This window comes from Streptomyces seoulensis, assembly GCF_004328625.1.
Taxonomy (GTDB): domain Bacteria; phylum Actinomycetota; class Actinomycetes; order Streptomycetales; family Streptomycetaceae; genus Streptomyces; species Streptomyces seoulensis.
The window spans coordinates 2081009-2103413 of record NZ_CP032229.1 but is presented as its reverse complement, the minus strand read 5'-3'; the positions used below and the strand labels follow the sequence as shown (position 1 = coordinate 2103413).

The 22405-nt window shown below is 71.3% G+C and carries 21 protein-coding genes and 1 tRNA gene; 17 read left to right on the top strand and 5 right to left on the bottom strand.

What is annotated here, in order from left to right; all coding sequences use genetic code 11:
* The first annotated feature begins 19 nt into the window (after positions 1-19).
* From repSA to D0Z67_RS09790, 3 genes are read left to right on the top strand one after another with little or no spacing between them, the layout of a single operon-like run.
* Complete coding sequence (gene repSA, locus D0Z67_RS09800; protein ID WP_031182341.1) at positions 20-1426, top strand: replication initiator protein RepSA; 1407 nt, start codon at positions 20-22, stop codon at positions 1424-1426.
* Positions 1423-1620, top strand: coding sequence for a helix-turn-helix transcriptional regulator (locus D0Z67_RS09795; protein ID WP_031182340.1), 198 nt, complete (start codon positions 1423-1425; stop codon positions 1618-1620). The genes repSA and D0Z67_RS09795 overlap by 4 nt, the downstream gene beginning before the upstream one ends.
* Complete coding sequence (locus D0Z67_RS09790; protein WP_031182339.1) at positions 1620-3023, top strand: tyrosine-type recombinase/integrase; 1404 nt, start codon at positions 1620-1622, stop codon at positions 3021-3023. Before D0Z67_RS09795 ends, D0Z67_RS09790 begins: the two co-directional genes overlap by 1 nt.
* 178 nt (positions 3024-3201) lie before the next feature.
* Here the strand turns inward: D0Z67_RS09790 and D0Z67_RS09785 are convergent.
* Positions 3202-3274: transfer RNA gene (locus tag D0Z67_RS09785), tRNA-Arg, on the bottom strand.
* A 271-nt stretch (positions 3275-3545) separates the two neighbouring features.
* Between D0Z67_RS09785 and D0Z67_RS09780 the strand changes: the two genes are divergently transcribed.
* From D0Z67_RS09780 to D0Z67_RS09720, 13 genes are all read left to right on the top strand, one after another.
* Entirely contained in the window at positions 3546-5156 is a 1611-nt protein-coding gene (locus D0Z67_RS09780) for a dynamin family protein (RefSeq protein WP_031182338.1), read from the top strand.
* 30 nt (positions 5157-5186) lie between these two features.
* A complete protein-coding gene (locus tag D0Z67_RS09775; RefSeq protein WP_078873461.1) occupies positions 5187-6956 on the top strand; it encodes a YfjP family GTPase in 1770 nt (589 codons plus the stop codon).
* A gap of 340 nt (positions 6957-7296) precedes the next feature.
* Complete coding sequence (locus D0Z67_RS09770) at positions 7297-7767, top strand: single-stranded DNA-binding protein (protein WP_031182336.1); 471 nt, start codon at positions 7297-7299, stop codon at positions 7765-7767.
* A 289-nt stretch (positions 7768-8056) separates the two neighbouring features.
* Entirely contained in the window at positions 8057-9445 is a 1389-nt protein-coding gene (locus tag D0Z67_RS09765; protein ID WP_234312841.1) for a Cys-Gln thioester bond-forming surface protein, read from the top strand.
* A gap of 169 nt (positions 9446-9614) precedes the next feature.
* Positions 9615-10061 carry a WXG100 family type VII secretion target gene (locus D0Z67_RS09760; protein ID WP_051887876.1) on the top strand — a complete coding sequence of 149 codons (447 nt, stop codon included), beginning with the start codon at positions 9615-9617 and terminating at the stop codon, positions 10059-10061.
* A 19-nt stretch (positions 10062-10080) separates the two neighbouring features.
* A complete protein-coding gene (locus D0Z67_RS09755; RefSeq protein WP_031182333.1) occupies positions 10081-10386 on the top strand; it encodes a WXG100 family type VII secretion target in 306 nt (101 codons plus the stop codon).
* On the top strand, positions 10386-12155 hold the full coding sequence (locus tag D0Z67_RS09750; RefSeq protein WP_051887874.1) for an RNase A-like domain-containing protein: 1770 nt from the start codon (positions 10386-10388) through the stop codon (positions 12153-12155). Before D0Z67_RS09755 ends, D0Z67_RS09750 begins: the two co-directional genes overlap by 1 nt.
* A 26-nt stretch (positions 12156-12181) precedes the next feature.
* Positions 12182-12742, top strand: a complete 561-nt coding sequence (locus D0Z67_RS09745; RefSeq protein ID WP_031182331.1) for a putative beta-lysine N-acetyltransferase — start codon at positions 12182-12184, stop codon at positions 12740-12742.
* A 13-nt stretch (positions 12743-12755) separates the two neighbouring features.
* Entirely contained in the window at positions 12756-13055 is a 300-nt protein-coding gene (locus D0Z67_RS09740) for an RNase A-like domain-containing protein (RefSeq protein WP_031182330.1), read from the top strand.
* Positions 13056-13068: 13 nt separating this feature from the next.
* Positions 13069-13725, top strand: a complete 657-nt coding sequence (locus D0Z67_RS09735; RefSeq protein ID WP_031182329.1) for a contact-dependent growth inhibition system immunity protein — start codon at positions 13069-13071, stop codon at positions 13723-13725.
* A 210-nt stretch (positions 13726-13935) separates the two neighbouring features.
* Positions 13936-15600: an energy-dependent translational throttle protein EttA gene (ettA, locus tag D0Z67_RS09730; RefSeq protein ID WP_031182328.1), complete on the top strand. Its 1665-nt coding sequence runs from the start codon at positions 13936-13938 to the stop codon at positions 15598-15600.
* Between the two features lie 7 nt (positions 15601-15607).
* Positions 15608-16024, top strand: coding sequence for an acyl-CoA thioesterase (locus tag D0Z67_RS09725; RefSeq protein WP_031182327.1), 417 nt, complete (start codon positions 15608-15610; stop codon positions 16022-16024).
* Positions 16021-16704: a DUF8185 domain-containing protein gene (locus D0Z67_RS09720; RefSeq protein ID WP_031182326.1), complete on the top strand. Its 684-nt coding sequence runs from the start codon at positions 16021-16023 to the stop codon at positions 16702-16704. Before D0Z67_RS09725 ends, D0Z67_RS09720 begins: the two co-directional genes overlap by 4 nt.
* 51 nt (positions 16705-16755) lie before the next feature.
* Here D0Z67_RS09720 and D0Z67_RS09715 read toward each other — a convergent pair whose 3' ends face one another.
* Positions 16756-17160, bottom strand: coding sequence for a globin (locus D0Z67_RS09715; RefSeq protein ID WP_031182325.1), 405 nt, complete (start codon positions 17158-17160; stop codon positions 16756-16758).
* Between the two features lie 106 nt (positions 17161-17266).
* Here D0Z67_RS09715 and D0Z67_RS09710 point away from each other — a divergent pair, with 106 nt between their 5' ends.
* Positions 17267-18244 carry a methyltransferase domain-containing protein gene (locus D0Z67_RS09710; RefSeq protein WP_031182324.1) on the top strand — a complete coding sequence of 326 codons (978 nt, stop codon included), beginning with the start codon at positions 17267-17269 and terminating at the stop codon, positions 18242-18244.
* A 19-nt stretch (positions 18245-18263) separates the two neighbouring features.
* Here D0Z67_RS09710 and D0Z67_RS09705 read toward each other — a convergent pair whose 3' ends face one another.
* The 3 genes from D0Z67_RS09705 to D0Z67_RS09695 form a co-directional block, all read right to left on the bottom strand.
* A complete protein-coding gene (locus tag D0Z67_RS09705; protein ID WP_031182323.1) occupies positions 18264-19655 on the bottom strand; it encodes an FHA domain-containing protein in 1392 nt (463 codons plus the stop codon).
* A 42-nt stretch (positions 19656-19697) separates the two neighbouring features.
* Positions 19698-21011 carry a vWA domain-containing protein gene (locus D0Z67_RS09700; protein ID WP_031182322.1) on the bottom strand — a complete coding sequence of 438 codons (1314 nt, stop codon included), beginning with the start codon at positions 21009-21011 and terminating at the stop codon, positions 19698-19700.
* Positions 21012-21101: 90 nt separating this feature from the next.
* Positions 21102-22403: a PP2C family protein-serine/threonine phosphatase gene (locus D0Z67_RS09695; protein ID WP_031182321.1), complete on the bottom strand. Its 1302-nt coding sequence runs from the start codon at positions 22401-22403 to the stop codon at positions 21102-21104.
* Positions 22404-22405: the final 2 nt, after the last annotated feature.

Genomic DNA, 22405 nt, shown 5'->3' with positions numbered 1-22405 from the left:
ACCGGAAGGAACCTTCAGCATGGCCTACCGGGCCACACCCAGGACACAAAAGCCGGCAACGTCCGCGCAACGACTCGACCCGATCACCCTCGGAGACGTCCTCCGGGTCGCCTCGGCCTCCGACTACACCCGCTGGGAAGACCAGGTCCGTCGCACGGGTGGCTGCTCCGACCCGGTCCACCTCACCGGCTGGACCCTCCACAAGGACAAGACCACCGGCGAGACGCTGCACCACTACTCCACCGCCAACGAGCCGGGCGGCCGACTCCGCCTCGCCTGCGGCAACCGCCGTGCGTCCCGCTGCCCCGCCTGCGCCTGGACCTACGCGGGCGACACGTACCACCTGATCCGTGCGGGCCTCGCCGGAGACGACCGACGGGACATCCCCGCCGCCGTCCGTGAACACCCGCGCGTCTTCGCCACCCTCACGGCCCCCTCCTTCGGCCCGGTACACAACCGCCCCGACCGCGGCGCGTGCCGCTGCGGCACCCCGCACGCCCCGGACAGCTCCGAACTGGGCACACCGCTCGACCCGGACACCTACGACTACGCGGGCGCGGTCCTCTTCAACAACCATGCCGGTCAGCTCTGGCAGCGTTTCACCACGCGCCTCCGCCGCGAACTCGCCGCTCGCGCGGGCCTGCCTCGCCGGGAACTCGCTGACCACTTGCGCGTCTCGTACAGCAAGGTCGCGGAGTTCCAGAAGCGCGGCGCCCTGCACTTCCACGCTGTCGTGCGGCTCGACGGTCCCGACGGCCCCGGAGCGCCGCCGCCCGGCTGGGCCACGGTTGATCTCCTCACCGACGCGGTTCGCGCTGCCGCCTCGCATTCGTACACGTCCGTCTCGGTCCCGGCCGCCGGCGACCAGCCAGCGCGGACCTTCTGCTGGGGCCGACAACTCGATGTCCGCCCGGTCAAAGCCTTCGGGGACGGCTCTGACATCACCGAGCAGGCCGTTGCCTCGTACGTCGCCAAGTACGCGACCAAGGCCGCTGAGAACACCGGCACCCTCGACCGCCGTATCGGCGAACTCGCGGAACTCGACCGTCACGACGTCCCCGACCACGCTCGGCGTCTGATCACGGCGTGCCGCGACCTGGACGTCCTGTACCCGGACCGACGTCTCTGGGCCTGGGCGCACATGCTCGGCTTCCGCGGACACTTCTCGTCCAAGTCGCGCACCTACTCCACCACCCTCGGCAGCCTCCGCCAGGAACGCGCCGACTACCGAGCCGTCCAGGAAGCCGCTGCCCTCGGCCTCGCCGACCGCGACCCGGACACGGTCCTCGTCCTGGCCGACTGGCAGTACGCCGGCCACGGCCACACTCCCGGCGAAGCGGCCCTCGCGGCCACCATCGCCCGCGATCTCCAGACCAACCGGGAGACCGCCCGAGACGCCCTCCGGGCCGAAGGGAGCGTGGAATGACCACGGCCGTTCGGTCACGGAACATGCTCACCCTCGCGGAGGTCTGCGAGGAACTCGCCGTCTCGCGCTCGACCTTCTACGACTGGCGGGCCAAACGACGCGCACCGCGCTGCATCAAGCTCCCGAACGGCGACCTCAGAGTCCGGCGAAGCGACCTCGAACGCTGGCTGGACGACCGTGAGGACGCCGCCTGATGGAGACGACGGAGACGACCTACGACGTCAAGATCTACAAGATCCTCACCTACAAGGGCGCCAGGAAGACCACCCATACCGTGCGCTGGGTGGTGGCGGGCAAGCGCTGGCGCGAGCCGTTCGGCACGGTCGCACTCGCGGAAGGCTTCCGCTCGGAACTCATCTCCGCGACCGGCAAGGGGGAAGCGTTCGTCATCGCCACCGGCCTGCCGGTGTCGCGCCGCTCCAAGTCGGCCGCCATGGGCTGGTACAAGTTCGCCGTCGAGTACGTGGACGCGCGCTGGGCTCAACTCGGCGGCAACAGCCGGAAGAACCTCGCCAAGACGATGACGGCCACCACGATCGCACTGCTTCGAACCAAGCCCGCCCAGTTCGAACCGGCAGCCGTCCGCACGGCCCTTCGCGAGTGGGCCTTCAACAAGAACCAGCGCGCTGCGGCTCCCGGCGATGTGGCGGTCATCCTCAAATGGGTGGAGCGGAACTCGCTGCCCGTCTCGGCCTGGGAGGAGCCGGACAAGGTCGATGAGGTTCTGCGGGCCCTCGACACGCTTCTCGACGGCAGGCAGGCCGCCGCGTGGTCTCGTAAGCGGCATCGCCGGATTCTCAACGTCGCCATGAAGTACGCGATCCGACGGCGCATCCTGCGGACCAACCCGCTTCCCAAGGGGAAGGAGACGACGGCCGCCACCAAGACCACCAACGCTGTGGACAAGCGGTCCTTGGTCAACCCGGATCAGGCTGCGGCCCTCCTCGACTGGGTCCGGTGTCGGCCGCGCGGAGGCAAGAGGCTGCACGCCTTCTTCGCCACGCTGTACTACTGCGGACCGCGCCCCGAGGAAGCCGTGGCGATGCGGGTGGAGGACGTAACGCTGCCGGACCCCGACAGCCGCGACCAGTGGTGCGAGCTGCTGATCCACACAGCCACGCCGGAAGTGGGCAAGCAGTGGACCGACACCGGCAAGATCCATGAGGAGCGGGACCTCAAGGGTCGTGCCGAGGGGGAGACGCGCACCGTTCCGGGTCATCCGGCCCTGACGCGCATCCTGCGGCGGCACATCGAGAACGAGGAGCTTCGGCCCGGCGACCTGCTGTTTCAGGGGGAGAAGGGCAGTGTCCTCGCTGGTTCCGTCATCCGCCGAGCCTGGCGCGGCGCCCGCAAAGCAGTGATGCCCGCTCACGTCTTCGAGTCGCCCACAGGCAAGCGGGTGTACGACATCCGGCATACGCGCCTGACCAAGTGGCTCAACGACGGGATCCCGCCCGCCCAGGTCGCCGACTGGGCCGGCAACAGCGTGCCCGTGCTTCTGGCCACCTACGCCCGGTGCGTCGAGGGACAGCTTCCTGATCTCAAACGGCGACTGGAGGCTGCCGGAGATCTGCCCGAGCGGCCGGATGTCGGCTGACGGAGCCCACGAAAACTTCGACACGTATTCGACACGGCCACCCGCCAGAACCCGGTGACAGCCGGACGGCCCCGGAGTCTTCCCATGATCGTCAGGGGAGAGGCCGGGGCCTCGTCATGCTCGCCGAAACTGTGCCCGACCAGCAAAAAGCCCTTCCCGGAGGAAGGGCCAGAAGACGCGCCCCCGGCAGGACTCGAACCTGCGGCCAAGCGCTTAGAAGGCGCCTGCTCTATCCACTGAGCTACGGGGGCCTGGTGCGGGTCAAGGATAAAGCTCCCCGTTCCTTGACCCCGTCGCCGCGCCTCCGTGGCTCGATGTGGAGGTTCGGTGAAGCGGTCAAGATAATCGCAGGCGGGTACGAATCATGCATCGCTTTTGCGCCCTGACGCGCCGGGTGTTGTGCACTCGTTATGCCGGGAGGGGGCCCGCGTCCCAGTCATCCCTTCCGTCCGGTCTGTCCCTTCGGCGCGCAGGCATGTCCATATGCTTCAGAATTCCCCTAAAATTGGGCATTCTTCGCATGTGGTGACCTTGGACGTACGCCCTCAGCTACTCGACGCACTCGCTGCTCTGCGCGACCGTGTCGCCGCCGCACGCTACCCGCTCCCCCTGGCGGGAGCCCCGCGCGTGCGCGCCAACCGGGACGAACTGCTCGCCCAACTGGACGACTACCTCGTACCCCGGCTGCGCTCGCCCGAGGCGCCCCTGCTGGCCGTCGTCGGCGGATCGACCGGGACCGGGAAGTCGACGCTGGTGAACTCCCTGGTGGGACGGCGGGTCACGGAGGCGGGCGTGCTCCGGCCGACCACCCGTACCCCCGTGCTCGTCTGCCACCCGGAGGACCAGCACTGGTTCAGCGGCATGCGCGTACTGCCCGACCTCACCCGCCGCTGGGTGCCGCATCAGGAGAAACCCGCCAAGGACAGCGACACGCCCGTCGACGAGCACGCGCGCGTGCTCCACGTCGAGACCGCCGAAACCCTCCCGCGCGGACTCGCCCTGCTCGACGCGCCGGACGTCGACTCGCTGATCGCCGACAACCGCGTACTCGCCGGCCGGCTCATCTGCGCCGCCGATATCTGGATCATGGTCACGACGGCCGCCCGGTACGCCGACGCCGTCCCCTGGCACCTGCTGCGCACCGCCAAGGAGTACCGCGCCACCCTGATCACCGTCCTGGACCGCGTCCCGCACCAGGTCGTCGCCGAGGTCTCCCGGCAGTACGGCGCCCTGCTCACCAAGGCCGGCCTCGGCGAGGTCCCCCGGTTCACCGTGCCCGAGCTGCCCGAGTCGGCCTGGGGCGGCGGTCTGCTGCCCGCCTCCGCCGTCGCGTCGCTGCGCACCTGGCTGCACCACCACGCCCAGGACCCCGGCGCCCGTCGCAGCGCCCTCACCCGTACGGCGTACGGTCTGCTCGACTCGCTGGGCGCCCGCATGCCGGAGCTGGCGAGCGCCGCCGCCGCCCAGTACGCGGCCGCCCTCCGCCTCACGTCCGCCGTGGACGGCGCCTACGACAGCGAGCACGCGCGCGTGCGCGGCCGGCTCCAGTCCGGCACGGTCCTCGCCGGGGACGCCCTCAAGCGCTGGCGCGCCTTCCCGCTGGACTGCACCGCCGGCGAACTCCTCGACGCCCTCACCGAGAGCCTCGGCGCGCTGCTGCTGTGCGCCGTCACCGCCGCCGACGAGCGCGTGGACGAGTCCTGGCGCCGCGAACCCGCCGCCCGCGCCCCCGAACTCACCGACCGCGACCCCTCCCCGGAGAGCGCCGAGCACCGCATCGGCCTCGCCGTACGGCGCTGGCGGCGCGAGCTGGAGGAGTACGCCGAGGACGAGGTCCGCGAGCTGGAGCGCGGCAACGCCCCCGACGCCGAGACGGTCGCCGCGCTCGCCGCAGCCGTCGTCCTCGGCGGGCGCCGGGCGCGTACGGCGGGCGAGGGGCTGGCCGAGCGGATCGGGGCGCACGGCGCGCTGCGGCTGCGCGACCGCGCCGGGCGCCTGCTCACCGAGCACGTCGACCGGGTGCTGCACGGCGAACGCGAGCGCCGCCTCGCCCCCATCGACGCCCTGGACGTCCACGCCGAGTCGCAGGCCGAACTCATCGCCGCGCTGTCCGTACTGCAGAAGGAGAGGTGACCGGTGACCGCCGCCGCCCAGAAGGACCAGATGGATCACGTCGATGCCACGGCCCCCGCCGACGAGGAGCCCCACGCGCGCGTGGAGGGCGATCAGCGCCCCGATGACGAGGTCTCCTGGGACGACGGCCTCATCGCCCGCCGCGTCACCGAGGGCGGCCCGCCCCGGGAGGCCCCCGCGCGCGGGACGACGAGCGGCCCCCCGGCCCCGCTGGCCTACGACGGCCCCCTGCGCTCCCGGCTCGACGCGCTGCGCGAACTCGTCGGCCTCTCCCGCGCCCGCCTCGACAACCAGACCCTCGCCGAGGCCGCGCGCGTCCTGGACGAGGCCGGCGCGCGGCGCAAGCTGTCCGGGCAGCACACCGTCGTCGCCATCGCGGGCGCGACCGGCAGCGGCAAGTCGCAGCTGTTCAACACGCTGGCCGGGGTGCCCATCTCCGAGACCGGCGTGCGCCGTCCGACGACCGCCGCGCCCATCGCGTGCAGCTGGAGCGACGGCGCCGCGACCCTCATCGACCGCCTGGGCATCCCCGGCCGGCTGCGCCGCCGCCCGTTGCAGAGCGCGGAGGCCGAGGCGCAGCTGCGCGGGCTGGTCCTGATCGACCTGCCCGACCACGACTCCGCCGCCGTACAGCACCGCGAGCACGTCGACCGGGTGCTCAAGCTGGTCGACGCGGTCATCTGGGTGGTCGACCCGGAGAAGTACGCCGACGCCGCGCTGCACGAGCGCTATCTGCGGCCGATGGCGGGCCACGCCGAGGTGATGATCGTCGTCCTCAACCAGACCGACCGGCTGCCCGCCGAGGCGACCGAGCAGATCCTCGACGACCTGCGCCGCCTGCTGGACGAGGACGGCATCGCGCTCGGCGAGTACGACGAACCCGGCGCCACCGTCCTCGCCCTCTCCGCGCTCACCGGGGACGGCGTGGGCGACCTGCGCGAGACGCTCGGCAAGATCGTGGCCGAGCGCGGTGCTGCCGCCCGCCGGGTCTCGGCCGACGTGGACGCGGCCGCCGTCGGCCTGCGGCCGGTGTACGCGGCCGGGCAGGGCGTCGGGCTCAGCGAGGAGGCGCGCGAGGAGTTCTCCGGGCGGCTCGCGGACGCGGTCGGCGCCACCGCCGCCGGGGAGGCCGCCGAACGCGCCTGGCTGCGCAGCGCCAACCGCGCGTGCGGGACGCCCTGGCTGCGGCTGTGGCGCTGGTACCAGGACCGGGGCGGCCCGCAGACCGGCAGCCTTCCGGTGCGCCGTCAGACCGACGCCGAGGCGACCGCGCGCCAGCGGGTGGAGCAGGCGGTCCGCACGGTGTCCGACCAGGCCGCGGCCGAGCTGCCCACGCCCTGGGCGCAGGCGGTGCGCGAGGCGGCCGTACGCGGCTCGCAGGGCCTGTCGGAGTCACTGGACGAGCTGGCGGAGCAGGCCGGGCTGCCGCCGGGCCGCCCGCCCCGGCCGGGCTGGTGGCCGGTGGCGGTACTGGTGCAGGCGGCGATGACGTTGCTGCAGATCGTGGGCGGGGCGTGGCTGGTCGGGCAGATCGCGGGGGTGCTCTCGCCGAACCTGGGCGTGCCGGTGCTGCTGATGCTGTGCGGGATCGTCGGGGGGCCGCTGGTGGAGTGGGGGTGCCGGCTGGCGGCGCGGGGGCCCGCGCGGCGGTACGGGCAGGAGGCGGAGCGGCGGCTGCGGGAGGCGGCGGCGAGCTGTGGACGGGCTCGGGTGCTGGACCCGGTGGCGGCGGAGTTGCTGCGGTACCGGGAGGTTCGGGAGCAGTACGGGCGGATCGCGGGAGTGGGGGTCGGGCGGTAGGGGCCTGGCGGGCTGAAGGGGGCGGCCGGGGTGGGCTGTGGCGGCCTGTGGACAGCGTGGCCACCTGATCGGGTGACGGAGTTGTCCACAATCGTGGGGCTGTCCACAGCGCTCGGCGGGGTGGGGCCGGGTGGGCGCAGTCTGGTGCCACGGCGATCGCACCGCCTGCCCGGCCCGGGTCTCCGGGCGGGGGGATGGGCGGGCTTCGTGATCGGCGGTCGTGCGGCGCGCCATGAGTGAGACCGGGTGCGCGCCGCACGGCATCAGGAAGCCGTACGGGACTGGCCCGTCGCGGCACCGGCTGTCCGGCGGGGAGCGCCGGGCGAGGGAGGGGATCACGATGAACGAGACCGTGCTGTGCGTGGTGGGCAATGTGGCGACGCGGCCGGTGTACCGGGAGCTGCCGAACGGCCCGTCGGCCCGGTTCCGGCTCGCGGTGACCGCGCGGTACTGGGACCGGGAGAAGAACGTCTGGACCGACGGGCACACCAACTTCTTCACGGTGTGGGCCAACCGCCAGCTCGCGGTCAACGTGGCCGCGTCGGTGGAGGTGGGGCAGCCGCTCGTGGTGCAGGGCCGGCTGAAGGTGCGCACCGAGATGCGCGAGGGGCAGCAGCAGGCGTGGGCGTCGGCCGACATCGACGCGGTGACGATCGGCCACGATCTGACGCGGGGGACGGCGGCGTTCCGGCGCTCGGCGAAACCGGAGACACCAGCTCGGGCGGAGACGCGTCCGGAGCCGCAGTGGGAGACGCCGCCGCCTTCGGAACCGGATGCTCAACAGGATCCGGAGACAGTGTTGGTGACATGACGTCACCCGTCGGCTGGCCGAGAGGTGGCTTATCGGCGAATGCGCCGAGAACACCCCATCCAAAGTGGTGGATTTGTCGATAAGCCCAGCTCGTGACACGCCTTCGCGATAACGATTACAGCTCGGATCAGTCCTGCGACCGTCCGACCGCCGGGTACGGGGTTCGTTGATCCATAGGATGCCCAGGCGAACACCCCCTAGGGGTTGGTGATTTCTGCTGGTGGGACCGCCCCCCAAGTCCAACGGGTCCTGCTCGAAGGGGAATTCTGTGCTCTCTGCGTTCTCTGGGTTGACCCGGTCCACCGCGCCCGTGAAGGCCGGTGCCCTGACCCTGGCCTGCGGGCTGGCGGCGGCGGGTGTGCTGTCCGGCGCCGGCACGGCCCTGGCCGACGACAGACCGCAGACGCAGAACGGGGCGACGGCCACGATCAACGGCCTCAAGGCGTACGGCGAGGCCGTGATCCACGAGGACGGCGGCACCGACCTGCGGGTACCGGCGGGCCTGTTCGACATGTCCGTGGACGGCGGCGGCACCCTCCAGACGTACTGCGTCGACCTGCATAACCCCACGCAGCGCGACGCCAAGTACCAGGAGACCCCCTGGAGCGGCACCTCGCTGGGCACCAACGTCAACGCCGGGCGCATCCGCTGGATACTCCAGAACTCCTACCCCCAGGTGAACGACCTGGACGCGCTCGCCCGCAAGGCCGGTGCGACCGGGCTGACCGAGCAGGACGCGGCGGCCGGGACCCAGGTGGCCATCTGGCGCTACTCGGACGCGGCGAAGGTCGACGCGGTGGACCCGCAGGCGGAGAAGCTCGCGGACTACCTGGAGAAGAGCGCGAGCCCCTCGGCCGAGCCCCGGGCCTCGCTCACGCTGGACCCGCCCGCGGTCTCCGGCCGCCCCGGTGACCTGCTGGGACCGGTCACCGTGCACACCGACGCCGCCGGCGTGATCGTCTCGCCGCCGGCGGACGCGGCGGCCCAGGGGATGCGGATCATCGACCGCACCGGCAAGGTGATCACCTCGGCGCACGACGGCAGCCAGTTGTACTTCGACGTACCCGAGGGCGCGCCGGACGCAGCGGTGCAGGTGGGCGTGCAGGCGTCCACCACCGTCCCGGTGGGCCGCGCCTTCGCCTCCGAGTCGCGCAGCCAGACGCAGATCCTCGCCGGCTCCAGCGAGTCCACGGTCTCGGCCACGGTCGACGCCTCCTGGGCCGCCGAGGGTGCCGTACCGGCGGTCTCGGCCCGCAAGAACTGCGCCAAGGGTGGCGTGGACGTCACGGTCGCCGACAAGGGCGACGAGCCGTTCACCTTCGACCTCATGGGCACCTCCCACACGGTCGCCCCCGGCAAGATCGAAACGATCACGGTCCCCCTCAAGGAGGACCAGTCCTACGACGTCACCGTCACCGGCCCGAACGGCTTCACCCAACGCTTCACCGGCGTACTGGACTGCGCCACCCAGGGCCCCGCGACAGCCGCCTCCGCCCAGACCCTGAGCGAACCGACCCCCATCACCCTCCCGGGCGAGGCTCCGACGGGCACGGACCTGGCAGCGACGGGCGGCTCCGCCCTGACCCCGGTGATCACGGGCGCGGCGATCGGCCTGGTCGTCATCGGCGGGGCGGTGCTGGTGATTCTGCGGGGGCGGGAGAACAAGGCGGGGGAGTGAGTGCCCGCTTGGGCGCGGGACCCTGATGGCTGTTGGCCGTCGCTGGGCTCGGACAGCCATTGAATTCTCGGCAGCGCCCTGGGGCCTCGTCGATATCCAGTCCTGTCCATGCCTTCGCTACGATCGGCTGGACCCGCCCGTTAGGCTCGGTGACCGAGCAAGAGAACACATGCACGAACATCGCGGCGAGCGGGGGCTCAGGGTGGGGAACGCCGATCTGGATGTCTCGGAGGACGGCCTGACCAGGCTGGCGGGCGAGCTCGACACGATGCGGCGCCACCTCGAACAGCAGACTCGCCGCATGGACAAGATCGTCGACAAGGTCGCCGCGGGCTGGCAGGGACCCACCGCGACCGCTTACCGCTCCCTGCACCGTGGCGTCGCCGAGGACGCGGTACGCATCCGCCAGGTGATGGTCCTCCTCGAAGCCGCCATGCGTGCCTCGCGTGACGGCTTCACCGAGCAGGAGCTCGACACTCTGGCCCGGATCCGGCGGATGCAGGACGCCGAGGACGTGTCCGCCGCCGCTAGCACCCTGACCGTGCCTGACCCGGCGCCCGCGCCGAACGCCGGCCCGCACGGCAGCCAGCCGCGGAGCCGCATTCTCGATATCTGAACCACGGGGGATCAGCAGCATGACGGACGAAGACCGGATCACCGTCGACCTCGCCGCGCTCCAGCACCTGTCGGGGGACCTGGAGGATATCCTCCGCACCCTCAACGAGAAGCTGGACGCCTTGTACGGGCGGGCCGCGAAGGTCGTCCTGAGCTGGGACGGCGAGGCCCGGGATGCCTTCATCGACGAGATGGACAAGTGGAGTCGCTCAGCGGACGACCTCAAGGCGGCTCAGGCGTGGCTCCATGAGATCGTAGTCACTGGACACCTCAACTACGCCGCGGCCAACAGGTCCGTACTCGAAGGCTGGGGAGGCGGCGTCTGATGGCCGGATCGTCCACCCCCGCCCGGTCACCGGGCGACAGTGGCGCCATCGACGTGAAGCCGAGCGACCTCTGGTCGGTCTCCGGCCGAGTCGCCGCGCAGCAGGACCTTCTGGTACGAGGCGCCAACAAGCTCCTGGAGGAGCTGCGCGAACACCCCGACGCCGGAGGCGCAGGCACCGAGGCTCAACAGTTCGCCCGCGAGTACAAGAAGATCGGCGACCGCTGGCTGGAGGTATGGGGAAAGTCCGTGCTCGGCGTCGGTGGCGTAGCCGTCGGATTCACCGAGACCGCCAATGCCTACACCCAGGCAGACGCGGCGGCCCACCCCAAACCAGGAATCATTCCCGAGCAGCGCCCCCGCCCCGCCGTCATCGATCAGGCCCCGAAGTTCGGTCAGATACCGGACATCAAGTGGGGTGATGACGACGGTGGCGACGACATCCTGCGCGGCGCAATGGAGCTCATCCCCGAAATCGTCCGGGACATCCTTCAGCCACTGTGCAAGCACGTGTTCCGAGTCGGACGAGTGGCGGACGTCCACCCCTTCCCGCAACAGCACTACCTGAACTCCCTGTGCCACAGCTGGATGAACGCCTCCATCTGCGCCTCGCTGGTGGCGGACCAGCTCACCCAGGCGGTCGGCACCATCACCAATCACCAGCAAGCCGACTGGGAAGCCGCCATGCGGACGTTCTGCAGCGCCCTGTGGGGAGGGACAGCCTGGGGACAGCAGCGGCACGGCTACCAGTGGGCACAGATCGCCAACTCCGGCCCCGGAACGCCTCGCCTTCCCACCGGCAGCGAGCCCGTCCTGGCCGTACTCAAGGACACGGCGGACAGCATCGGCACCATCCTGCGCGAGTATGCCGAGGCTGCCGTCGACCTCAACCGTGACGTCGCTGACGAACTCCACCGCGCCATGCTGAAAGCTGCCAAAGAGATCATCGACGACCTGGAGAAGCCCAAGAACCCGAAAGATCTACTTGGCAAGGTGACGTCGGTCATCGGCAAAGGCGCAGGTCTGCTCCTGTCGTTCGACGTCAAAACCGTGCTGAACTTCGACACGGCAAGACTTAACCGGATCGTCGACACCTACACCGGCATCCTGGGGGGTCTGACCACCCGCATGGAGGCACTGAAAAGTCCTCTGGACGAGGCGTTTTTGAGCGCCCCCCGATTCGAGGCCGGCGTCGCCCGCGCCCACGGCTTCGGCACGCGAGCCTTGGAGGAGTTCAAGGACTCACAGGTCTGGTTGAAGGTCGACTCGAAAGGTAAATACGACCTGAACCTCGCCGCCAACGAGTACATGGCGAACGGCCATACCCTGGACAAGCACGTCGGCAAGACCGACGAGCAGCTCGCGCAGCGACTGCGCGACCAGCAGTCAAGCGGCCCGACGCAGGCATGGCCGCACGGCAAGCCGATGCCCAGCGGTTCTTCGGCCTTTCCGAACTATCAGCGAGCGGAAGACCTGACCGAGTACAACCTCAACAAGAACAAGGCCGATATCGAAAGGTGGATCAAGGGCCCGCCGCCGGCGTCCGACGGAGATGTCAAATCGTTCTACTCCACGGCACCCAACGGCGAGACCAGTGGCCGCAGCGTGAGCAAGCAGCCGGTGGACCCGAACGACCCTCTGTCCGGATACAAGCAGGGTGGCATCAACGCCAAGGCGTACGACGTCACGGGCATCGACACGCGGATCCGGTACGACAGCAGTCGCATTCCGCCGTTCACCGTCATGACATCAATGCCGTCCAAATCTTAGTGCTCCCCAGAAAGGCCCCCCATCGCATGTCCGTCGACCAGGCGTCCTGGGAAGCCGCGGTACGTCACCTCTTCGAGGATGCGTACCCGTACGACGCCACCGGCCCACGTCGTCACGAGGACTGGGTCCTCGACGTCCTCGCGCTGATGGCGCGGGTCGGGGACCCGCGGGGCTGGGCCGGCCTTGACGACGCTGCCCAGAGCGCAGAGCGAGCCGTGTTCCCCACCTACCCCTTCGTCTCCCACTCCCCGGACTACATCAGGACGCGCCTCCGGGAGATCGACCGGCGCAGTGCCGAGAACCTGCTCCTGGCCCTCACGGACGACGGCTGCACGCTCTCCAACCTTCGGCGCTTCACGGAGAGCGAGGAAGAACTACGAGTCCTGGCCTGCACGATTCTCGCGCGATACGGAGACACGGCCACCTACCACACCAACGTCGACCGGCCCGGCGCCGCGCCAGGAACGCTCGACTTCTCGGTCCCGAACTGGGGGTACAGCCCGCTCAGCGTCCACTCGGAGGACTGCGGTCTGATCGTCGTCTCGGACACCGAGATCGGCATGTTCTGGAACTTCTCCGACTACTGAGAGGACGCCCCCCTTGTTGAGCCGTTCCGCTTCCTATCCCGACCGGGTGACCGCCCACTGGGCCACCCAGCAGGTGGTGAACGCCAACGAGCAGGTCATTCACCGCTGGCTGGCCCAGGGCACCCGAGCCCGCCTCACCATCGAGGCCGCCTGGCCCTCCCGCGACGAACCCGTGGGGCGGGTCCAGCTCGAAGGCGACCTCCTGGCCGGCCACGGGCCTGTCGACGTCCGCGCGGCACGCGTGGTGTTGCGCCGCGAGCCGTCGAGTCCGCACGGCTTCGTCGTCCACACGACCATCCCGTTCTACCTGTAGGGGCCGCACGCAGATGTCCATGAAGCCCCTTGAACACGACCGCCGGTACGGTGAGCTGGACCAGGTGATGCGCGCATACCTGGGACAGCGCGCCGACGACACCCCGGAGCATCGCAGCCGTGCCCTTGACGCATACCTCCGTCACACCTGGCACACCCGCCCCTCGGCCATCGCGGAGGCGGAACGCCAGCTGCGCGAGTACAGCCGCAACCCTCCGGGCCGCCTCCGGCAGGAACTGGGCGAGTTCTACGCGATCCCCGACACCGGAATGCCCCAGTCGGAGATCGGCGGCTGGCTGACGGTGGTGGCCGACCACCTGAAGAGGAGCGTCGAGGAAGGCGTCGTACCGGAGCCGTCGTCGCCGCAGACGCACTGGGAATGGCGCACCCGCTTCCCCGAGACCTCGCAACTGCTCGGTGGCTGGTTCTCCCAGGACATTGTCGACGAGTTCCCCGACCACGCCGCCGCCCTCGCCGACTACGCCGCCACCACCCACCCTCAGCTGGTTGCCCGCCTGGTCGGCGAGCTCCACGAGCTGCTCGCCCTGCCTATGGACGAGGCCGACCATGCCCTGGCGGCCGCCGAACTCGGCATGGAGGTCGCCCCGCCTGAGCCGTACTCTCACGGAGCGTGGTTCCAGTCAGCGGCCACGACGCTGTCCGGTATCTGATCCGGCACTCGTGATCCGTGGCCAGGGATGCCTCGAGGGTGCCCGAGGCCGACCGCTGGCGACCGACAGTGACAGGTGAGCCGCAGCCCGCGTCAGCGAAGCCCCAGGTCAGAGTGCCCCGGCTGATCGCGTTTCCCCCCAGGGGTGGCGGTCAGGCAAGATGGGGTGTATCTGCCCACTGCCAGATTTCAAGCTGCCGGACGGTTTCTCTTGGCTGAGTTCATTTACACCATGCGCAAGGCGCGCAAAGCGCACGGCGACAAGGTGATCCTCGACGACGTCACCCTGAACTTCCTGCCGGGGGCGAAGATCGGCGTCGTCGGTCCGAACGGTGCCGGTAAGTCGACCGTGCTGCAGATCATGGCGGGGCTGCAGCAGCCCTCCAACGGTGACGCCTTCATCTCCCCCGGGTACAGCGTCGGCATCCTGCTCCAGGAGCCCCCGCTGAACGAGGAGAAGAACGTCCTGGAGAACGTCCAGGAGGGCGTCGCCGAGATCAAGGGCAAGCTCGACCGGTTCAACGAGATCGCCGAGCTGATGGCGACCGACTACTCCGACGCGCTGCTCGACGAGATGGGCAAGCTCCAGGAGGAGCTGGACCACGCCAACGCCTGGGACCTCGACGCCCAGCTCGAGCAGGCCATGGACGCGCTGGGCTGCCCGCCCGGCGACTGGCCCGTCACCACCCTCTCCGGTGGCGAGAAGCGCCGCGTCGCGCTCTGCAAGCTGCTCCTGGAGCAGCCCGACCTGCTGCTCCTCGACGAGCCCACCAACCACCTCGACGCCGAGTCGGTGAACTGGCTGGAGCAGCACCTCGCCAAGTACCCGGGCACCGTCGTGGCCATCACCCACGACCGGTACTTCCTGGACAACGTCGCCGAGTGGATCCTCGAGCTCGACCGTGGCCGCGCGTACCCCTACGAGGGCAACTACTCCACCTACCTGGAGACCAAGCAGACGCGTCTGAAGGTCGAGGGCCAGAAGGACGCCAAGCGCGCCAAGCGGCTCAAGGAAGAGCTGGAGTGGGTGCGGTCCAACGCCAAGGGCCGCCAGGCCAAGTCCAAGGCCCGTCTCGCCCGTTACGAGGAGATGGCGGCCGAGGCCGACAAGATGCGGAAGCTGGACTTCGAGGAGATCCAGATCCCGCCGGGCCCGCGTCTGGGCAGCATCGTGGTCGAGGTCAACGACCTCAACAAGGCGTTCGGCGAGAAGATCCTCGTCGACGGCCTGAGCTTCACCCTGCCGCGCAACGGCATCGTGGGCGTCATCGGCCCGAACGGCGCCGGCAAGACCACGCTGTTCAAGATGATCCAGGGTCTGGAGACCCCGGACTCCGGCGCCATCAAGGTCGGCGAGACCGTCAAGATCTCCTACGTCGACCAGACGCGCGCCAACCTCGACCCCAAGAAGACGCTGTGGGAGGTCGTGTCCGACGGGCTCGACTACATCAACGTCGGCCAGGTCGAGATGCCGTCCCGCGCCTACGTCTCGGCGTTCGGTTTCAAGGGCCCGGACCAGCAGAAGCCGACCGGCGTGCTGTCCGGCGGTGAGCGCAACCGCCTCAACCTGGCGCTCACCCTCAAGCAGGGCGGCAACCTGCTGCTCCTCGACGAGCCCACCAACGACCTCGACGTCGAGACCCTCTCCAGCCTGGAGAACGCGCTGCTGGACTTCCCCGGCTGCGCCGTGGTCGTCTCCCACGACCGGTGGTTCCTGGACCGGGTCGCCACGCACATCCTCGCCTACGAGGGTGACTCCAAGTGGTTCTGGTTCGAGGGCAACTTCGAGTCCTACGAGAAGAACAAGATCGAGCGGCTCGGCGCCGACGCCGCGCGTCCGCACCGCGCCACCTACAAGAAGCTGACCCGAGGCTGATCGCATCGTGCGCCACATCTACCGCTGCCCCCTGCGCTGGGCGGACATGGACGCGTACGGCCACGTCAACAACGTGGTGTTCCTCCGCTATCTGGAGGAAGCCCGTATCGACTTCCTGTTCCGCCCGGACAAGGACTTCCAGCAGGGGTCGGTCGTGGCGCGCCACGAGATCGACTACAAGCGGCAGCTCGTCCACCGGCACCACCCGGTGGACGTCGAGCTGTGGATCACCGAGATCCGGGCCGCGTCCTTCACCATCACCTACGAGGTGAAGGACGCGGACACCGTGTACGTACGGGCCTCCACCGTCGTCGTCCCCTTCGACTTCGAGGCCCAGCGGCCGCGCCGGATCACCGCGGAGGAGCGGGAGTTCCTCCAGGAGTACCGGGACGAGCCCGCCGAGGAGAAGGCCGTCGCCGCATGACGGTGCTCCACCTCGCCGACGAGACGGAGGCGGCCGACCTCGCCGCCTTCCTCACCCGGCTGCTCCGCTACGACCGAGCGGCCGCGGTACGCCTCCAGGCGGCCGGGACCGCGCTCGCCGTGTTCGGACGCCCGCCCTCCTTCGAGGTGCTGGCAGTCCGCGCGGTACGCCTCGCCAAGCCGTACGAGGACGGGCTCGACGACGGCCTCGACCTGACCGTCTCCGCCGGCGAGCTGCTGGAGTCGGTGGACGAGCGCGCGGCCACCGCCGCCGTGCCGGCCGCCGTCACCGGCCCCCCGTGGGCCGGGGTGCTGCCGCCGCGCGGCGGCTGGCAGGCCGAGCCGGGGCTGCCGGGACCTGCGGTGCTGCACCGGACGGTTGCCCGGTCGGTGGCCGAATTCCGGTCCCGTACCGAGGAGTTGGCGCCCGAGGAGCGCACCCGTGCCGAGCTGGACCGGATCGGGCGGGAGATCTGGTCCCGCGAGGTCGGCTCCACCCGGCTGCCGGTGCGGGCCGTGCACGCCGCGCACTCGTTGGGCTTCCTGCGGCCCCCCGCCCCCGACAGCGCCGAGGAGACGGGCCTGTTCTCCTCCGGGGCGTGGCTCCGGCTGCGTACCCCCTACGGGTCGGTCGCCGTACGCCGAGCCGGACTTGGCGCGCTCGGCGTCACCGTGCGCTGACAACCCCGTTCACAGGGCCCTGCTCACAGACACCCGCTCACACGGCCCCGCTCACTCCGCCGTGTTCACCATCGACGCCGCCGCGTACGTCAGGTAGTTCCACAGCGTCCGCTCGTGCTCCTCGGACAGCTCCAGCTCGTCCACCGCGTCCCGCATGTGCTTCAGCCAGGCGTCGTGCGCGGCCCGGTCCACGGCGAACGGGGCGTGCCGCATCCGCAGCCGGGGGTGGCCGCGCTCCTGGCTGTAGGTGGTGGGTCCGCCCCAGTACTGGATCAGGAACAGAGTGAGCCGCTCCTCGGCCGGCCCGAGGTCCTCCTCCGGGTACATGGGCTTCAGCAGCGGGTCCCCGGCGACGCCCTCGTAGAAACGGTGGACCAGCCGGCGGAAGGTCTCCTCCCCGCCGACCTGCTCGTAGAAGGTCTGCTCCTGAAGCGTGCCGCGTCGGATCTCGTTCACCCGTCCATGGTCTCAGACCACAGGGCCCAGGACTCAAGCCCTAGGACCGGCCACCGCCCACCCCTCCCGTCCCTCCCGCCCCCCGGATCGTGCCTACTGTGGACGTATGGGCGCCTACGATTCCGAGCTGACCCGGGTGGCCGCCGAGGCGCGGGCCGCGCTGATCCGGCAGATCGACCGCGAGGGCGCCTGGCGCACGGATCCGGTGTGGCGGGAGACCTTCGCCGAGGTGCCCCGGCACCTGTTCGTGCCGTACTACTACGTCGGCGTCGTCGGCGGATACGAGCGGTACGCGGCCGACGACCCCGATCCGGCCGGGCGGGAGCGCTGGGCGCGCGGCGCCTACGCGGACGCCCCGCTGGCGACGCGGCTGCACGACGGCGAGCTGGTCTCCTCCAGCAGCCAGCCCTCGCTGATGGCGCGGATGCTGGTCGCGCTGGGCGTCCGGGACGGCGACCGGGTACTGGAGGTCGGCACCGGCACCGGTTACAACGCGGCCCTGCTCGCCCACCGGCTCGGCGACGACTCCCTGGTCACCACCGTCGACATGGAACCGGAGATCACCGAGCCCGCCCGGCAGCACCTGGCCGGGGCCGGGTACCACCCGGTGGTGGTCACCGGCGACGGGGCGCACGGGGTGCCCGCGCACGCCCCCTACGACCGGATCATGGCCACCTGCATGCTGCCCACGGTGCCCCGCCCCTGGATCGCCCAGTGCGCGCCCGGCGCCCGGATCATCGCCCCGCTGAACAACGGACTGCTCGCGCTGGACGTCGACGGGTCCGGCCGCGCCGAGGGCCGCTTCCTGCCCACCGGCGCCTACTTCGTCCCGCTGCGCGGGGAGAGCCGCGCGCCCGCCGAGCCGGTGTCCACGAGGGGACTGCCGGGGCGGGCGCGGGATCAGGAGTCGTTCCGCTTCCTGCTGGGGCTGCTCCGGGGCGCGCTGGAACCCACCCGGGCGTACGCGCTGTGGGAGAGCGTGGGCATGCCGGACCGCGATCGGTACGGCGTCACGGTCAGCGGCCCGCGCGCCTGGGCCTGGCTGGACGACCCCGAGGGCCGCCACGCCTGGCCGCTGCCGTGAACGCCCGGTTCAGCGGCAGTCAGCCCCGGTGGACGGTGATCGTCGTCCAGGCGCCCACGTGCACCCGGTCGCCGTCCTGGAGGGGCACCGGCACGAACGGCTGGATCGGCTCGTCGGAGCCGTTGACCGTGGTGCCGTTCGTCGAGTTCTGGTCGACGACCGCCCAGCCGCCGTCCGGCTGCTGCACCAGCACCGCGTGCTGGTGCGAGACACCGGGGTCCTCCGGGGGCACCGAGAGGTCGACGTCCGGGGTGTCGCCGGTGGAGTGCCGGCGGCGGCCGATGGTCACCTGGTTGCCGGTGAGCGTGCGCTGCTGCTCGGGCGAGTACGCGGGCAGGTTGAGCCCGGCGGCCTCGGGGCCGGAGCGCTGCATCATCGCCATGAAGTAGTCGCGGTCCGGGCCGATGGTCGCGGTCCAGGTCGCCGGTCCCTGCGGGGCCTGCGGAGCCGGGGGGAAGCCCTGGTTCTGCTGCCCGGCGCCGGGCTGCGGGTAGCCGTACCCGCCGCCGGGGCCGCCCGCCGGACCGTTGTTCGACGGCGGCGGGGGGATCACCCAGTCGTCGTCGGCGAAGGACGGGCCGGGGGCAGGGGTACGGCCGGTCTCCTGCGGGAAGCCGGACGGCGCGGACGGCGGGGGAGCCTGCCGGGAGGGAGCGGTGCCGAAGGCGGACGGCTCACGCCCGAACGGCGGGGGACCGGAGGGGCCACCCTGCCCGGAAGGACCACCGGGACGGCCGTAACCGGGCCCGCCGGGACCACCCGGCCCACCCGGACCCTGCTGACCAGGACGCCCCTGCGGGCCAGGACCCTGCTGACCGGGACCACCCTGCTGCCCAGGCCCACCCTGCTGGCCGGGTCGCTGCCCAGGCCCCCCGCCGAACCCCTGCGGAGGCGGCGGCGGAGGCCCCTGCCGGCGCTCGCCGAACGGGGACTGCCCGCCCGAGGTGGGCGGCGGGGACGCCGGACGGCGCTCGTTGCCGAACGGCGTCGGCCCCGAGGGCTCGGAGTCGAAGGACGGTATCGGCTCGGCCGGCCGGTTCACCCGCGAGGGCCGCGAGCCCTGGTACTCGTACCCGTCACCGCCGCCGCCGAAGGGCTGGCCGGGCGGCTGGTAGCGGGGCTGCTGCTGCCGGGGCGGGGCCGCCGGGGTGTACGAGGTGGCGGTGTTGGTGAGGAAGTTCCACCGGCACTCCTCGCAGAAGGGCGCGCCGCCCTCGCGGGGCGTACGGCACTGCGGGCACAGCTCGCCCTGCGCGCCGGAGGAGGGGCGTCCCTCGTTCCTCGGCGGCGGGAACCCGTAGCCGCCGCCGGTCGCGGGCGGGGGCGGAGGCACGGCACCGGCCATGCGGTGACCACAGACCTCGCACCAGTCGTCGGAACCCGACTGGTGTCCGTTCGGGCAGGTCGGCATGTCGGTGGTACCCCTTCTGCTGAGGTATCGGTGTCTACAGGGTCACTTCTTGACGCGAACAGTCTTCGTGGAGCGGGTCTCGAGGGTCATCTCGTCGGCCTCCGCGACCTTCGCCTTCAACCGCACAGTACCGGTCGGGGCGTCGACCACGTCCACCACCTTCGCAAGCAGTTTCGCAGTATCCGCGTTCCCCGACACCCCCGCCAGCTGAACGGCACGTCCCAGTTTGGACGTTGCTCCATCCATATCGCCCGCTTTGCGGAGATCCAGCCCTTCCCTGATGGCCTGCGCCAGTTCGGCCTGGCCGGTGTAGTGGGCGACCTGGGAATTGAGCGAGGTCGAGGCCGCCATGTCGTCGGTCCAGACGGCCCGTACGAGTCCCTGGGCGCCGAGGTTCTGTACCTCTCTGTCCGGTTGGGCCGCCACCAGCGAGACCCGTGCGGCGAGCATCTCCTGGCCCAGTCCGGCCGCCGGGACCTCCACGCAGAGGTGGTAGTCGCGGGACTCGTCGCCCCAGGAGCCGGTGGGATAGTCCCCGGCGCGCGGGCCCGCCTCGGTACGCCGGTCGGTCAACTCCTCGACCGTGGGCGCCACTTGCTTCATGAACTTGATGCGGGTGCCGACCGGCGTCCACACCCGCAGAGCGACGTCGGCGACCTCCTTGCCCATCGTCGACTCCATGATGCGGGTGAAGTCCTCAGTGAGCCGGGCCGGATCGGCGACGATGTCGGCGGTGCCGAGCAACGCCGAGGCGACGCCTGTGACTTCTTTCACTTCCCAGTCGGTGCCCACGCCCCGCGCGTCACAGGTGAAGCGCCCGGCGCACGCGTCCAGGGTGTCCTTCAGCTCCGCCGCCGACTCGTGCTCGTTGCGTCCGTCGGTCAGCAGGATGCCGTGCCGGATCGACACGTCCGCCCCGGCCAGCAGCCGGTCCGCCAGCCGCAGCCAGGTGCCGATCGCGGTGCCGCCGCCCGCGCGCAGCCGGCGCAGCGCCTGCTTGGCCTGGGCGCGGGTCGTCGGGTCGGCCACCGCGAGCCGGCCGCCGCCCGGATAGACCTCGCGCGCGACGTGCGTACCGTCGACGATCCCGAAGTGCGTCCCGTCGCGCAGGGTGTCGACGGCGGCGGCGGTGGCGTCGCGGGCGTTGCGCATCTTGGTGGGCGGGTGGTCCATCGACCCCGAGCAGTCCACCATCAGCACCACGGCGGCCGGCGCCCCCGGACCGGCGGGTGCCCCGCCGCCCTTGGCGGTCACGGTCACGATGGCGTTGACCTCGCGGCCGCCCTCCGGCAGATACTCGTTCTGGTAGACGTCCACCGAGAACCGCGGTCCGCCCGGCTTGGCGAAATTGGCCATGCTGGTTCACATCCCCCTCGGACACGCCCCGCTCCCCGCGAGGCGGTGCGTTCGGGCGGACCGGTCCCCTCCGGCTCCGCCCGTCGTCCCTCAGGCCGATCCTGCCCCCTCGGGCGGGGTGGGGAACGGCACGACGGCCACTGTTACGTTGTCGTGGCCCCCGGCGTCCAGCGCGTGCCCCACCAGCACCCGCGCCGCGTGCAGCGGGCGGGCGGCCGCGTCCGGGGGCAGTACCTCGGCCATCTCCTCCGGCGCCTCGGCGTAGTTCCACAGGCCGTCGGTGCAGACCAGCACCACACCGGACCGGTCGGGCTTGAACGACGCGGTGTGCGGCTCCAGTTCGTAGGCGTCGGCGCCGAGCCAGCCGGTGATGGCGTGGGCGCGCTCGTCGGCGTACGCCTCCGCCTCGTTCATCAGGCCGGCCGCCACCATCTGGGCCGCCCAGGAGTCGTCCTCGGTCAGCCGGGCCGGGGGAGTGGAGCGGTCGTCCGGCACCCAGTAGGCGCGGCTGTCGCCGACCCAGCCGACCACCAGCAGGCCGGAGGCGACCACCGAGGCGACGATCGTGCAGGCCGGGGCGTTCTGGTGCGGGGCGTGCTCGCGGGCCCCGTCGGGTGCCTCGGCGAGCGCGTCCACGGCCTTCGCGGCGGCCACGATCGCCTCGTGCATCGCCGCCTGCGGATGCGTGCCGCGTGGCAGGGCCGCCAGCAGCACGTCCCCGGCGGCCCGCGACGCGGCGGTGGACGCCTCGTCGGGGCGGGTCGCGGAGGAGACGCCGTCGCAGACCACGGCGAGCGCGGCGGGCGAGCCGTCGGGCAGCGCGGTGTGCGCGACGGTGAAGTCGTCCTCGTTGCGGTGGTGGCGCAGGCCCCGGTCGCTGATCGCGGCCACCGGGCCCGACTCCCGCTCCATGTGGTCGCGTTCGCGGGGCTGGGCGTGCCCGCAGTTCTCGCAGTAGCCGTCGCCGTCCACCCGGCCCGCGCGGCAGGCCACGCACACCTGCGCGGGGGCCTCGGCGCGTGGATCGGGGGCCTGGAGCGGGTACTCCTCCGGCTCGGCCGGCTCCCCGGCCTCGGCGGGCCGGTCGAAGCGCACCCCGGACGCGGGCGGCTGGGGCGCGTGCAGCGGGGTGCCGCCGGAGTCGGTGCCGGGCACGTCGGCGGCCCGGTGGGCGCGCGGCTCGGTGCTGCCGGTGGTGGCCGGCTCCGGCTCGGGCCAGTCGACGTCCTCGTCCGGCGCGCCGGTCATGGTCAGCGTCGGCTCGTCCGCCGGCGGCGCGGGCGCGGCCGACAGGTCGTATCCGCACGCGCCGCAGAAGAGGTCGCCCGCCTCGAGCGGCTCCGCGCAGCTCGGGCACTTGGACAGTGCGGCCTGCTGGGGCATCTGTGACATGA

Bases quoted from the DNA above. Each gene is read 5' to 3' on its own strand.
- D0Z67_RS09695 (WP_031182321.1), bottom strand. From the start codon at position 22,403: ATGTCACAGATGCCCCAGCAGGCCGCACTGTCCAAGTGCCCGAGCTGC.
- D0Z67_RS09745 (WP_031182331.1), top strand. From the start codon at position 12,182: ATGTCCGTCGACCAGGCGTCCTGGGAAGCCGCGGTACGTCACCTCTTC.
- D0Z67_RS09775 (WP_078873461.1), top strand. From the start codon at position 5,187: ATGGATCACGTCGATGCCACGGCCCCCGCCGACGAGGAGCCCCACGCG.
- D0Z67_RS09720 (WP_031182326.1), top strand. From the start codon at position 16,021: ATGACGGTGCTCCACCTCGCCGACGAGACGGAGGCGGCCGACCTCGCC.
- D0Z67_RS09760 (WP_051887876.1), top strand. From the start codon at position 9,615: ATGCACGAACATCGCGGCGAGCGGGGGCTCAGGGTGGGGAACGCCGAT.
- D0Z67_RS09770 (WP_031182336.1), top strand. From the start codon at position 7,297: ATGAACGAGACCGTGCTGTGCGTGGTGGGCAATGTGGCGACGCGGCCG.
- D0Z67_RS09795 (WP_031182340.1), top strand. From the start codon at position 1,423: ATGACCACGGCCGTTCGGTCACGGAACATGCTCACCCTCGCGGAGGTC.
- D0Z67_RS09700 (WP_031182322.1), bottom strand. From the start codon at position 21,011: ATGGCCAATTTCGCCAAGCCGGGCGGACCGCGGTTCTCGGTGGACGTC.
- repSA (WP_031182341.1), top strand. From the start codon at position 20: ATGGCCTACCGGGCCACACCCAGGACACAAAAGCCGGCAACGTCCGCG.
- D0Z67_RS09755 (WP_031182333.1), top strand. From the start codon at position 10,081: ATGACGGACGAAGACCGGATCACCGTCGACCTCGCCGCGCTCCAGCAC.
- D0Z67_RS09710 (WP_031182324.1), top strand. From the start codon at position 17,267: ATGGGCGCCTACGATTCCGAGCTGACCCGGGTGGCCGCCGAGGCGCGG.
- D0Z67_RS09790 (WP_031182339.1), top strand. From the start codon at position 1,620: ATGGAGACGACGGAGACGACCTACGACGTCAAGATCTACAAGATCCTC.
- D0Z67_RS09735 (WP_031182329.1), top strand. From the start codon at position 13,069: ATGTCCATGAAGCCCCTTGAACACGACCGCCGGTACGGTGAGCTGGAC.
- D0Z67_RS09705 (WP_031182323.1), bottom strand. From the start codon at position 19,655: ATGCCGACCTGCCCGAACGGACACCAGTCGGGTTCCGACGACTGGTGC.
- D0Z67_RS09750 (WP_051887874.1), top strand. From the start codon at position 10,386: ATGGCCGGATCGTCCACCCCCGCCCGGTCACCGGGCGACAGTGGCGCC.